The 12,586-nt window shown below is 44.6% G+C and carries 11 protein-coding genes; 3 read left to right on the top strand and 8 right to left on the bottom strand.

The annotated features are described in order from the left end of the window. Nucleotides 1-110: 110 nt before the first annotated feature. The 6 genes from ACZ444_RS05200 to ACZ444_RS05175 form a co-directional block, all read right to left on the bottom strand. Complete coding sequence (locus ACZ444_RS05200) at nucleotides 111-1,133, bottom strand: P-loop domain-containing protein (protein WP_382360023.1); 1,023 nt, start codon at nucleotides 1,131-1,133, stop codon at nucleotides 111-113. A 129-nt stretch (nucleotides 1,134-1,262) separates the two neighbouring features. Next, the gene (locus ACZ444_RS05195; protein ID WP_382360020.1) at nucleotides 1,263-2,000 is read right to left on the bottom strand and encodes a nitrilase-related carbon-nitrogen hydrolase; all 738 of its coding nucleotides are present in this window, start codon (nucleotides 1,998-2,000) and stop codon (nucleotides 1,263-1,265) included. A 368-nt stretch (nucleotides 2,001-2,368) separates the two neighbouring features. Beyond that, nucleotides 2,369-2,722: a DUF779 domain-containing protein gene (locus ACZ444_RS05190; RefSeq protein WP_382360017.1), complete on the bottom strand. Its 354-nt coding sequence runs from the start codon at nucleotides 2,720-2,722 to the stop codon at nucleotides 2,369-2,371. Between the two features lie 52 nt (nucleotides 2,723-2,774). Continuing rightward, nucleotides 2,775-4,295, bottom strand: a complete 1,521-nt coding sequence (gene exaC, locus ACZ444_RS05185; RefSeq protein WP_382360014.1) for an acetaldehyde dehydrogenase ExaC — start codon at nucleotides 4,293-4,295, stop codon at nucleotides 2,775-2,777. A 185-nt stretch (nucleotides 4,296-4,480) separates the two neighbouring features. Then, on the bottom strand, nucleotides 4,481-4,666 hold the full coding sequence (locus ACZ444_RS05180) for a cold-shock protein (protein WP_382360011.1): 186 nt from the start codon (nucleotides 4,664-4,666) through the stop codon (nucleotides 4,481-4,483). Between the two features lie 124 nt (nucleotides 4,667-4,790). After that, on the bottom strand, nucleotides 4,791-5,525 hold the full coding sequence (locus tag ACZ444_RS05175) for a Cof-type HAD-IIB family hydrolase (RefSeq protein WP_382360008.1): 735 nt from the start codon (nucleotides 5,523-5,525) through the stop codon (nucleotides 4,791-4,793). A 495-nt stretch (nucleotides 5,526-6,020) separates the two neighbouring features. Between ACZ444_RS05175 and ACZ444_RS05170 the strand changes: the two genes are divergently transcribed. Further along, nucleotides 6,021-7,670 carry an SLC13 family permease gene (locus tag ACZ444_RS05170; RefSeq protein WP_382360005.1) on the top strand — a complete coding sequence of 550 codons (1,650 nt, stop codon included), beginning with the start codon at nucleotides 6,021-6,023 and terminating at the stop codon, nucleotides 7,668-7,670. 58 nt (nucleotides 7,671-7,728) lie between these two features. On the opposite strand, the gene ACZ444_RS05165 is transcribed toward ACZ444_RS05170, so the two are convergent. Both ACZ444_RS05165 and fabI read right to left on the bottom strand, forming a co-directional pair. Beyond that, complete coding sequence (locus ACZ444_RS05165; RefSeq protein ID WP_382360002.1) at nucleotides 7,729-8,940, bottom strand: MFS transporter; 1,212 nt, start codon at nucleotides 8,938-8,940, stop codon at nucleotides 7,729-7,731. A 229-nt stretch (nucleotides 8,941-9,169) separates the two neighbouring features. Then, a complete protein-coding gene (gene fabI / locus ACZ444_RS05160; RefSeq protein WP_382359999.1) occupies nucleotides 9,170-9,949 on the bottom strand; it encodes an enoyl-ACP reductase FabI in 780 nt (259 codons plus the stop codon). 189 nt (nucleotides 9,950-10,138) lie between these two features. On the opposite strand from fabI, the gene yfmT reads away from it, so the two are divergent. Together yfmT and ACZ444_RS05150 are read left to right on the top strand one after the other, a co-directional pair. Next, a complete protein-coding gene (gene yfmT, locus ACZ444_RS05155; protein ID WP_382359996.1) occupies nucleotides 10,139-11,596 on the top strand; it encodes a benzaldehyde dehydrogenase in 1,458 nt (485 codons plus the stop codon). 70 nt (nucleotides 11,597-11,666) lie between these two features. Further along, nucleotides 11,667-12,539, top strand: coding sequence for a methyl-accepting chemotaxis protein (locus ACZ444_RS05150; RefSeq protein WP_382359993.1), 873 nt, complete (start codon nucleotides 11,667-11,669; stop codon nucleotides 12,537-12,539). Nucleotides 12,540-12,586: the final 47 nt, after the last annotated feature.

Here is a 12,586-nt window from a genome sequence, read left to right as displayed (position 1 = left end):
CATTATCAAATTTTATCACAAATCATCGTTATATGACATATGAATTTGTGTATTTTAAAGATTATTTTCTGGAAGGCATTTCTCAGGAAGAGCATTAGACATATCGCAATTCACGAACGTGTTTGCTGAAGCGTCTCTGCACATGTTCTTATGGCGTCATCTGTTATACCGCTCATATAGTCTTCCTCGGATTGCTGCCGCCGTTCACCAGCTTTTTGCAGCATACGGGAACCCTCTTTCATATGGGCTTTATAGCGTGCCTGCACGTCACGGATTTTCCCGGCCAGTTTTTCATCCGTTCCCGGAATAACGAGCTTTTCATATAAATCAATAGTTACGTCTGTTTCCTCTTGCGGGAAAAATTCATGCGGGTCAGTGCTGTCAAACATACAAAAATCCAGCTCACGCACCAGAACCATATCAACACTTTCCGGATCAAAACTGCAATAATACAATTCGACATCCAGTCCGCGCGTCTCGCAAGCCTTTGCCACTTTTTTCATCAATACCGACTTACCTGTTCCGGCACGCCCTTTTACATAATAAACATGCGTGATGTCCTCGATCAGCTGCGGCACAACATTAACTGAACCATCAGCCGTATTCGTACCGAAAAGCCGGTTATAGATATGTGGTGTACGATCCTTTTCAGGAACATCTTTAAGTAATGCGTTAATAAATTGTTCCGCATAGTTATCGGCCCTATCGAAATCCATTCGCTGAACGTATATGGTCTCCAGTTCGTCATCATGAATCGCTAAACCTTTTCTAAAGCTGTCAAAAGCCTTTTGCACAAATTGGTCGCTATCAGACGTATCCTGTGTTTTGACAGGAAAGGTCTTTTCCAAATCAATCGTTTCCGTGCCTCCTCCAGCAATTCGGCTGTCAATAAACGCGATCGAGTTGTTGCGATCTATTATCCCATCGAGGTAATCACGCGCAAGTGAGCTTTCCAGGATTTCCAGGCCATTGCTTTGAGAGGATTCAGCAAGTTGTTTCATGACGGCCGTTTTTAGCTTGACCGACGGATGCTTAAGCAAGACAACACGGTCAATGTTATGCAGATTGCTGTCAAGATAATTGACTGGCCCCTTCGCCGTGTTGCCCGTTACATAGTAATGCAAGCGAGACATAGGAACACTTCCTTTTTTAATAATGGGTATGAAAGCGCCTATATAATTTATGTAAGTGACATGTATTTGGTGAAACCCTGACAACTATCACAAATCTGCTTGAGATTAATCCGGTTTTAAAGTGAACAGCTATTGCTTTCCACTCTGGTCTTTATCCACACTAATCTCTGCTAAAATCATTTTTTCGTCATTTCCGCCTTCTGCTATTATCCCGCCTTTCGGATCAACAACAAGTGACATGCCGCCATAGACATTGTCGGGATCTGAGCCTGTCCGATTACAGGCGATGACATAGCACTGATTGTCCACTGCACAGCTCTGTACTGTTGTTTTCCACTCATTGATCCGGTCTTCAGTCCATTGTGCAACGACATATATAACTTTCGCACCATTTTCCGCTGTCTCACTCAGCCGCTTCGGAAAGCGGATGTCAGCGCCAATAAATCCGGCAGACAAAATGCCATCCAGTTCAAATTCATTTCCAGCTTCCCCCGCCAGGAGATACGGCTGCTCGCTCTCCGACAAATGCTCTTTGCTGTATTTATGAATGCGTTCGCCATTGCGATCAATAATCAGCATCGTATTTTTCATTCCGCTGTTGATCTCTTCCGCAATCGAACCACCGAGAATCGCTATATTCATCTGCTTTGCCAGATCACTCAGGAACTCAGTCGTTGCGTTGGCATCTCTGTCAGCCATCGTGTTCATCTGTTCCAAATCAAAACCCGTATCCCACAGTTCTGGAAGCACAATGATATCCACGCCCATATAGGCGGCATTGGTCACCCATTTGGAAACGTGTGCGAAATTCACTTTCGGATCACCGTATGTAATATCCATCTGAATCAAAGCTATTTTTTTCGTCATGATTGCCGCTGCCTCCTTAAAACTTAAGACGTCCTCTAATATAATCGGAATCCAAACGACATAGAGGGGCATCACTTTTTTTCTGGTAATGCCCCTAAAAACGATGTCACAGTTGATTATAAATAAGAAAACGGTGTAACGCTACTTAAAGCGTATCACATACCGCGTGCCTCTAAAACATGTATACATGCATAGCACGCATGAAAAAGGGGCTGGAACAAAACGAAAGCGAATAACTCAAACTTACTTCGAACAATGGCTCGGTTCAGCGGAGGAAAAGACGGAGACGCCCGCGGAAAGTGACGTCTATTTCCGGAGCGCTTCAGTCACGCAAGTCGTTCGCACTTTTGTCCCAGCCTCCCTTTTCGCTAACGCAGAGATTGGCGTTCTTGCTCGGTAAACACCCGGGATCTGGTTAAAAATCGTTTTCCTTCTGGTCCTTCTAATGAGAACATTCCGCCGCGGCCGTCAATAGCATCAATAATCAGTTGCGTATGTTCCCAGTAGGCATACTGATCTTTTGCTATATAAAATGGCGTATCTCCAACTTTCCCGAGCAGCACATCCACATCACCAACGCGAAATTCACCTCTTGGAAAGCACATTGGTGAACTTCCGTCACAGCAGCCGCCTGACTGATGAAACATTAGGGGACCATGTATATTTACCAGCTTATCAATCAGTTCTAACGCAGCCTCAGTCGCCGTTACGCGTTCAACCATTTACCGCACCCTTTCTTAAGGCCTTCATGCTGATACTTAGCGTGAAATAGCGTTAAAATAATCCGTCGGGCGTTTCATCATAACTGACTAACAGATTTTTTGTTTGCTGATAATGATCCAGAGCCATCAAGTGATTCTCACGTCCAATACCGGATTTTTTATAGCCGCCAAACGCAGCATGTGCCGGATACTTATGATAGCAATTCGTCCACACACGACCGGCTTCAATTCCCCGGCCAAAACGATAGGCCGTATTGATATTCCGGGTCCACACACCAGCACCTAGCCCATAAAGTGTATCATTAGCAATTTCCATCGCTTCATCATCATCCTTAAAGGTTGTCACAGCTAGGACAGGGCCAAAAATTTCCTCCTGGAAAACACGCATATTATTATCACCTTTGAAAATCGTAGGCTCCACATAATAGCCCTCCGACATATCACCATCCATCTGATGGATTTCACCGCCTGTAAGTACTTCTGCTCCTTCCTGCTTGCCAATATCAAGGTAGGACTTGATTTTTTCCATTTGTTCTTGAGAAACCTGGGCTCCCATCATTGTTTCCGTGTCTAAAGGATGACCAGCCTTAATATCTTTGACTCGCTGGACAGCCTTTTTCATAAACGCGTCATAAATTGATTCATGAACAATTGCCCTGGACGGACAGGTGCATACTTCACCCTGATTCAAGGCAAACATAACAAGTCCTTCAACTGCCTTATCCAGATAATCGTCATCTTTATCCATGACATCTGAGAAGAAAATATTCGGTGATTTACCGCCGAGTTCGAGTGTTACCGGAATAATATTTTCTGAGGCATACTGCATAATCTGACGACCTGTTGTTGTCTCACCTGTAAAGGCTATTTTGGAGACGCCACTATTCGTTGCAAGGGGCTTACCTGCTTCCACCCCAAATCCGTTAACCACATTAAGAACGCCGGCTGGCAAGAGATCCTGAATCAGTTCTATCAGCACGTGGATAGAAGCTGGTGTCTGTTCGGCTGGTTTTAAAACCACACAGTTTCCTGCAGCTAAAGCCGGCGCCACTTTCCAAGTCGCCATTAAGATGGGAAAGTTCCACGGTACAATTTGCCCAACAACGCCTAAAGGCTCGTGGAAATGATACGCAACTGTGTCATCATCCAGTTGACTGATACCACCTTCCTGAGCCCTGATAGCTCCGGCAAAATAACGGTAATGATCCGCTGCGAGCGGCAAATCTGCTGCCAGAAGTTCTCTTACTGCCTTGCCATTATCCCACGTCTCAGCTACAGCCAGTGTTTCCAGATTGTCTTCAATTCTGTCAGCAATACGATTTAAAATGTTAGCTCGTTCAGCAACAGACGTTTTTCCCCAGCTGTCTTTCGCGGCATCAGCTGCTGCAACGGCTGCTGCAACATCTTCCTTGGTTGACCTTGCTACCTCACAAAAAACGTTCCCTGTTACAGGACTCACGTTTTCAAAATACTGGCCGTTTTGCGGCGGACGGTAGTCACCTCCAATAAAATTATCGTAACGCTCCTGAAAATGCACCAATGCCCCGTTCGTATTGGGATCTGCATAACGCATTAAAATAGCCTCCTCATTTGTAATCGGTTTCAATTATTTAAAAAAACTGAATATTTATATTACTATCATGCATGATCGGCTGCATTCTGTCAATAAGGTACTTGCTTTTATAACAGAAAGTCGGGCAAGTCGATAAAAAAGCCACCTCACATTATCAGGGTGGCTTAACTTAGAAAAGACGCGTGCTATTCGCCAACTTCAGGCAGGACGTGCGTTTCCATTTGCATGGATGATTGACAAAGCGGGCAGTTGGGATCCTCATTAAAGCTGAACGAAGCCCTCATCCAACCTGAACAGTTTTCATTTTTACAAGCCCATATATTCGTATCCACTTCTGGAACAGGCTCTTTGGAGCGTCGAGAAAATGCCATCGAAGCATCCCCTTTCATCATAATTAGACCAATTATACTCCCTTTGCGGTTCAAAGTAAAATTTATCTATAAGAACGCTTAGTACAGTCTATGCTTTAAATGGTCAAATAGAAGGGTATCTGGCTTAGTCTCCCAGCACATATTTTTCGATCGCCCTGCTGACGCCATGCTGCTCATTCGTATCCGTCACATCAGCGGCGACGTTCTTAATCGCCTCCTGTGCGTTGCCCATCGCAACACCGATGCCTGCTTCCTGAATCATTTTCATGTCGTTCAAGCTGTCACCGATTGCCAAAACATTGTCAAGCGTTATATTCAGCCGCTCACACACTGATTCGAGAGCACTGGCTTTATGCACCCCTTTAGGATTAATCTCGATATTTGTCGGAAGGGAATTCGCTAATTCAAGATCATCATAGTATGACAATTCCTCAATAAATGTATCCAATGCAGCTGGATCCTCAGAGTCACAGCCGAATTTAAGCCAGTCATGACTGGAAAAGTTATCCGGATACATACCGCGCCATACCCCATCGGTTGAGATCATCCATGTGTTTAAATTCAGATTCTCCGCCCGTTCCCACATCTCTTGCACACGCTCTGGACGAAGCAGATGGCGTTCAATGAGTTCGTTATCAACAGTCCAGATTTCCCCGCCGTTGCACGTAATTAAATAGGAAGTCAGATTAAGTGATTCAGCGTATGAAAAGCATGTATCAAACGAGCGCCCCGTGCTTAAGACAACCTGAACATCTTTCGCCAGTGCCCTGGTAATTGTATCATGGTTAACAGCTGAAATCGTTTCGTCCGAATTCAGCAGTGTTCCGTCCATATCAAGTGCAATCAGTTTTATAGCCATTTAACCGCTCCTTTTCTGTGTAACACCTTTATCGCAAAAATACATTGTGATATATGGGATCACAAGCAGCCTGATAATACAAAGAATAATACCTTAATATTGCCCACATCCACGATCAAACCACCTGGAAACGGGCCAATGATCGAAGTCCTTGATTCAAAGCTAAAATGAACCCGGCAAATGCGAGTGAATTACCGAGCTCATTATGCATATAATTCGTATACAAAGGTCACAAAAACGAGGCGCCTGTCACATTAATCGCTGCAGCCAGACAAATTCAGGCATGCTAACCCTTCCTTTTAAACTAACCCTATTAATTATATTATATTTCGTCATACGGGGCAATCCTTCCTGAATGTCTCTGCAGGGATTCAGCAGTTATCATACTCTTTTCCGGGAACGATTTAACATAACTAGTTGAATATTAAATAGGTTTCCCCTATAATTTAATGGTAACGTTTTCATTGTTTAATAGACTAAAGATGGAGGTATTTTATGGTCACGGCGGCATGGAACTGGTTATGGGATAAACATGATCAAGCTAAGGACTTACTTACTTTTTTCGTCAAACCAAATAAATCGGGGGAAAAATCTGACAGATCCACTTCTAACACTGCGCAGACAACTAACGGCGGCAACCATAAGCGGCCCTATACGAAAGCTCAATTAATCGGGCTGTTTGCAGGACCTATTTTATTTATTCTGACGTTAGTCTTTTTCCAGCCAGAAGGATTATCAGATGCGGGTCAGGCTATTCTGGCCAGTACCATATGGATTGCTGTCTGGTGGATGACGGAGGCAATTCCAATTCCAGTCACCTCACTGCTCCCGATTATTCTGTTTCCACTGACTGGCGGACTGGATATCGAAGCAACCACCTCATCTTATGGTGATGATACAGTTTTTCTCTTTATGGGCGGCTTTATGATCGCTCTGGCTATGGAAAAATGGAATCTGCACAAACGAATTGCTTTGACGATCATTTCCGTCATCGGAACCAATACTGAAAGAATCGTGCTTGGTTTTATGGTTGCGACTGGATTCTTATCAATGTGGATTTCGAATACGGCCACCGCAATGATGATGGTCCCAATCGGCCTTGCTATTATATATCAAGTATCTGATCAAACGAAAAGCGAAGGTGCTGGCGATGGCTCAGAGGAAACCGCCAGTTTCGGCAAAGCACTGATGCTGGCCATTGCCTATTCTGCTTCCGTTGGCGGTATTTCGACTTTGATTGGCACACCGCCCAACACTGCTTTAGCTGGTGCCGTCAGCAAAATATATGATGTTGATATTTCGTTTGCCGGCTGGATGTTATTTGCGGTTCCGGTCGCCTGGGTGTTTATTTTCATAATCTGGTTTTACCTGGTCAAAGTCGCTTTTCCTCAGAAAATGAACGAGCTTCCCGGCGGCCGAGCTATTATACTGGAACAAAAACGGGATCTCGGCAAAGCATCCTTTGAGGAAAAAGGTGTCCTGATTGTCTTTTCATTAGCTGCACTTGCCTGGATTACCCGTTCCTTTCTCTTGTCAGAATTTGTGAACGGAAATATCAATGATGCTATTATTGCGATGACGGCCGCGATCATATTATTCTTGATACCGGCCAAGAACAAAGAAGGTGACCATCTGCTGGACTGGGATACAGCCGTCAAGCTCCCGTGGGGCATCCTGCTGCTGTTTGGAGGCGGTCTATCAATTGCCAGCGGGTTTACAGAATCAGGCTTATCTGAATGGATTGGACAGCAGCTGACAGTTCTGCAAGGCGTAGAAATATTCATCGTCCTTCTGGTTGTTTCCGGTATGGTGATCTTCTTAACAGAAATTACATCGAATACCGCAACAGCTAATATGATGTATCCAATTATGGCCTCACTTGCTGCAGCACTTGGTGTTCATCCGTATGCCGTTATGGTGGCAGCAGGTGTCGCCGCATCCAGTGCTTTTATGCTGCCGGTTGCGACACCACCGAACGCGGTTGTTTTCGGCTCCGGTTATTTACGGATTCCCGACATGGCCAAAACGGGTATTGCTTTGAACATTATTGGCATTTTACTGGTCTCTGTTGCGATTTACTTCTGGCTGCCAATCGCCTGGGATATTAATCTGACTGAGATACCAGACTTTATGAAGAACACATAACGACATAAAAGCAGGAAACCAGTCAATGGGTTTCCTGCTTTTTTAGCGCTTTAGACCTTCATTCGTTTGTGTCTGACTGCCGCTTTTGCTGCCGGTGCTGTATCAATTGAACCAGTAAAACGTAGACAGCCGGAATAGCAGCAAGGACGAGGACAAGCGGTTTCCATCCCCCACTGTTCCATAAAGGGCCAAGCACTGTACTGCCGAGACCGACACCGATATAATAAGCCACGAGATACAAGCTGGAGGCACTCCCTTTATGATGGGTTACAGACTCACTGACGGTTGAAGCGGTAAGTGAATGAGCCGTAAAAAAGCCAAGGCACGCAACACACAATCCAACGACAATCATCCATAAAGCAGGTCCCATGGTTATAAGCAGACCAACTGCCATCACAAGCACACCTGTTATACGAATATATTTCAAACTAAACTGACCTGCCAGCCAGCCGGCAAGCGGTGAACCAATCACACCCAAACCATAGGCAAAATACGTATAGGAGATCGTATCCAACGACATCGAAAACGGCGGAGCCTCTAAATGGAACGGCAAATACGTCCAGATGCCGGTAAACGACAGCTGCAGCACAACACCAAGTCCAAAAATCAGCAGTAACGCGGGATTCTTCAAGTGATGCGCAAACCCTTTCAGATCATTTGAGAACGGCAATTGACTCGGCGTAAAAAAACGGGAACGCGGCAGCATAAACATAACGGCAGCTAAAATAACCACCCCAGTAATGGCCAGCCCATAAAAAGCTGTTTCCCAGGAGAAGTGATCGGTTATATAGCCAGTGAGCACCCGCCCGGCCATGCCTCCAAGCGCATTGCTTGATATATAAAGCGCGGTTGCCACATGCACACTGCGTTTATCAATTTCTTCACTCAAATAAGCCAGAGCGGCTGCCGGAAGTCCCGCCAAAGCAAAGCCCTGCACCAGCCGAAGCAGCAAAAGAGGCAGAAATGAGTTAAACAGCGGCATTAGGAAAAACGGCACCGCTGCGCCCAACAGGGATAGTTTAATGAAAGCGGTTCGACCGTTGCGGTCAGATAAAAAACCGAGCACAATCAAGCCGATAATAAGCCCGGCAATCGTTAGTGATAACGCCAGTCCGGATGCCGATACCGATACATCAAATTCCTTCACAAATAGAGGGAACAGCGGCTGTACTGCATACATGCCGGCAAACACGAAGAACGATGCCAGTGCCAGACTGAACGTTATGCGCCAAAAATAGAGGTCTTTAATCGTATAAGCTTGTTTTTCCATTATTCCCATCTCCAAATAAAAGTGGATTCTCGGTGTCTCAGGCATTTGCGTAACCGAGCTATAAGGCCTGATGGCACATGCAAATGTATAAAATTTATCAGGAAAATACTTACAATCCAATATAGCATATCTGACTGCTCTATTTAAAAAAAGAACATTTCATCGATTGCGGGGACTAAAAAAAGCGAGCACCTCTTATAGGGATGCTCGTCTGCTTATCAAATGGGATTCAGGCTCCTGCTACCGTATGGAAGCCGGCATCAACATGCAGCACTTCACCGGTAACGCCGCGAGCCAGTTCACTCAGCAAGAAAAGATTCACATCGCCGACTTGATCCTGATCAACCTGGCGGCGGAGTGGTGCTTTCTCTTCAACAGCGGATACCTTATCGTTAAAACCAGCAATACCTTTAGCTGATAAGGTGCGGAGAGGCCCCGCTGAAACAGCATTCACGCGAATATCATCTTTGCCGACGTCTTCGGCAAGATAGCGCACACTTGCTTCCAGAGCAGCTTTGGCAGCTCCCATGACATTATAATTCGGGACAACCCGCTCTGCGCCGATATAAGTCTGGGTTACGATCGACCCGCCTTCTGTCATGTACTTGCGTGCTTCCCGGGTAACAGCCACAAGGGAATACGCGCTAATATTCTGTGCCAGCAGGTAACCATCCCGGGAAGTATCCGCATACTCACCCTGCAGCTCTTCCGCATTGGCAAAAGCAATCGAGTGAACAAGACCATGAATAATGCCGGCCTCCTCGCCAATCTTTTGAAAGGCTTGCTCAATACTTTGATCATCCTCAGCATCACAAGGGACAACCATGCGCGGCTCAATGCCATGTTTGTCGAGCAGCTTATTCAGCTTTTGCTTTGAACGCTCCTGGCGATATGTGAAGATCAGATTAGCTCCTGCATTGTGAAGGGACTGGGTGATTCCCCAAGCAATGCTGCGGTTATTCGCAACCCCCATCACAACAATGTTTTTGCCGCTTAGTAATGACGTCATATATGTACCTCCGATATAAAGGTTATGTTTATATAACTCTAATGTAGCACAGTCAGATCCAGGTGTTAAATCAGAGACAGAAAGCAATTTGTTAACTGAATAATTCTACTTCTAATGACTGGGTTTACATCACAGTTAATTTGGACGATGAAATATGTGTAAGCTGATTAAAACCAAGGAGGAATACGTATGCTGGACATGCATTCACTTAATAAACAATATATAGGAGGCAAGTGGCGGGACGGCAACAGTCGTAATATTTTGGTTGATAAAAATCCTTATAGTGGCAAAACTCTGACCGAATTCAGAATGGCGGACACAAATGATGTCGATGAAGCCTACAAATCAGCACAGGAAGCTATGGAAAAATGGAATCAGATTAATCCGTATAAACAGCGTGATATTCTCGAAAAAGCTATAAGTTATATTGAAGAACACGAAGACACCATTACAGACTTCATTATCGATGAACTTGGTGGGACACGCGTCAAAGCCGCTTTTGAAATTGGTCTTGTCAAAGACATCATTAAGGAGGCATCCACATTTCCGCTGAAAAAGGAGGGGAAAATCCTGCCTTCAGTTGAAAATGGTAAAGAAAATCGCTTGTATCGTATGCCAGCCGGAGTTGTCGGTGTTATCAGTCCGTTCAATTTTCCTTTTTTCTTATCCATTAAGTCAGTAGCACCCGCGATCGGAGCCGGCAATGGTGTTGTCTTAAAAGCACATGAAGAAACCCCAATTATGGGCGGTACACTTATTGCCAGCATTTTTGAACAAGCTGGCATTCCAGATGGCCTTTTTAATGTTGTTGCCACAGATATCAGCGAAATTGGCGATCATTTTGTAGAACATCCCATTCCACGCATTATGTCATTTACTGGCTCAACGAAGGTAGGCAGTCATATTGGACAGCTGGCCATAAAAAATTTCAAAAAACCAATCCTGGAACTAGGAGGCAATAGCGCCTTTATCGTACTGGATGACGCAGACATTGATTATGCCGTTAACGCTGCAGCATTCAGCCGTTTTACACATCAGGGGCAAATTTGCATGTCCGCTAATCGAATTCTTGTAGATCAAGCTATTTATGATGAATTTATTTCCCGCTTTAAAAAGAAGGTATCTGCGCTCAAGACTGGCGATCCTCGCGATCCAGACACTGTGATCGGTCCAGTTGTGAATGAAAATGCAGCCAATCATCTTAGAGACACCATCGCTAAAGGAATTGAGCAAGGTGCTAATCCTGTATTGCACGGGGACATATCTGGAAATCTGGTTGAGCCAACTATTTTGACAGATGTCACACCCGATATGGCTGTAGCTCAAGAGGAATTGTTCGGTCCTGTCGTCAGTGTCATGCCTTTTTCAGGTGATGAAGAAGCGATCGAGATTGCTAATAACTCCAAATTTGGCTTAAGTGGTGCCGTGCACACCGCTCATAGTGAACGTGGCACAGAACTTGCGAAAAGGATACATACTGGCATGATTCACGTTAACGATATTACGATAAATGATGAGCCAATCGTGGCTTTTGGCGGAGAAAAACATTCCGGTTTAGGAAGACTGAACGGCCAATGGAGCCTGGAGGAATTTACAACACTTAAATGGATTTCGGTTAATTATCAGAAACGTCAATTTCCCTATTAACAGTTTCATTGATAGAACCGATAAGTTTGACATATTTGCTGATAAACAATGAGATAAAAGGAGAATCAACATGTACGATACTACGACAGATGCACAATCTGAACAAACGATATTAGATGCCTTTATCAAAGCAGGGCCTCTTTTAAATCAACTGACGCAGGATGACATCACAGTGGGTATTTATGATACAGAGAAGTTGATTATTAACTATCCAGGCAATACATTTTCTTTAAACGTTAACCCTGGTGACCCGCTTGCAGATGGAGATGTTATCACACATGCTATCAAAGAAAACAAACCAAAAACTGAAATCGTTCCGAAAGAATTATTCGGATTCCCGCTTATCGCCCGGGCTGTCCCCGTCCACGATGAACAAGGCACCATCGTAGGCGGAATCGGTATTGGAACCAGTCTGGAAGAAGCTAATAAACTTCACGAAGTAGCTGAAAACTTGTCAGCCTCTGTTGAAGAATCTGCAGCATCTGTTGAGGAGATTACCAGTTCGATTTCAGAACTTGCCGACCAGGTAACCGGCATCTCATCTCAAATGACACAAGTTAATGACAGCACCAATAAAATCGGTGATATTTCAAAAGTCGTAAAGGGAATATCTGAACAAACCAATTTGCTTGGTCTAAATGCATCAATCGAAGCAGCACGTGCCGGTGAATACGGAAATGGTTTTAACGTTGTTGCTGAAGAAATCCGAAAGCTGGCAAGCAATTCAAAAGAAAATGTTACGGAAATCGATAAAGGAACCCAAGAAATTCAGAATTTGATCAAAGAACTGGATAATGCATTTTCAAATGTGCACGAAATGTCTGATAGTCAGGCTGCAGCTATCCAAGAGATCTCTTCTACAATTCAGGAGATCAGCTCAAACGCCCAGGACCTGGCAAAAATGGCGGAAAAACAACTGCAAACAGACAGAAACAGTCAATAAACCTGCCTAAAAACCCCGAAACCTTATGACAAACAAAAGGTTTCGGG

The sequence above is a fragment of the Lentibacillus kimchii genome (genome assembly GCF_055381965.1).
This window is presented reverse-complemented; position numbering and strand designations above follow the sequence as displayed.

Excerpts from the sequence above, each read along its gene's own strand:
- ACZ444_RS05200 (WP_382360023.1), bottom strand. The coding sequence starts at position 1,133 with ATGTCTCGCTTGCATTACTATGTAACGGGCAACACGGCGAAGGGGCCA.
- ACZ444_RS05170 (WP_382360005.1), top strand. The coding sequence starts at position 6,021 with ATGGTCACGGCGGCATGGAACTGGTTATGGGATAAACATGATCAAGCT.
- ACZ444_RS05165 (WP_382360002.1), bottom strand. The coding sequence starts at position 8,940 with ATGGAAAAACAAGCTTATACGATTAAAGACCTCTATTTTTGGCGCATA.
- exaC (WP_382360014.1), bottom strand. The coding sequence starts at position 4,295 with ATGCGTTATGCAGATCCCAATACGAACGGGGCATTGGTGCATTTTCAG.
- ACZ444_RS05150 (WP_382359993.1), top strand. The coding sequence starts at position 11,667 with ATGTACGATACTACGACAGATGCACAATCTGAACAAACGATATTAGAT.
- ACZ444_RS05175 (WP_382360008.1), bottom strand. The coding sequence starts at position 5,525 with ATGGCTATAAAACTGATTGCACTTGATATGGACGGAACACTGCTGAAT.
- ACZ444_RS05190 (WP_382360017.1), bottom strand. The coding sequence starts at position 2,722 with ATGGTTGAACGCGTAACGGCGACTGAGGCTGCGTTAGAACTGATTGAT.
- ACZ444_RS05180 (WP_382360011.1), bottom strand. The coding sequence starts at position 4,666 with ATGGCATTTTCTCGACGCTCCAAAGAGCCTGTTCCAGAAGTGGATACG.
- fabI (WP_382359999.1), bottom strand. The coding sequence starts at position 9,949 with ATGACGTCATTACTAAGCGGCAAAAACATTGTTGTGATGGGGGTTGCG.
- yfmT (WP_382359996.1), top strand. The coding sequence starts at position 10,139 with ATGCTGGACATGCATTCACTTAATAAACAATATATAGGAGGCAAGTGG.
- ACZ444_RS05195 (WP_382360020.1), bottom strand. The coding sequence starts at position 2,000 with ATGACGAAAAAAATAGCTTTGATTCAGATGGATATTACATACGGTGAT.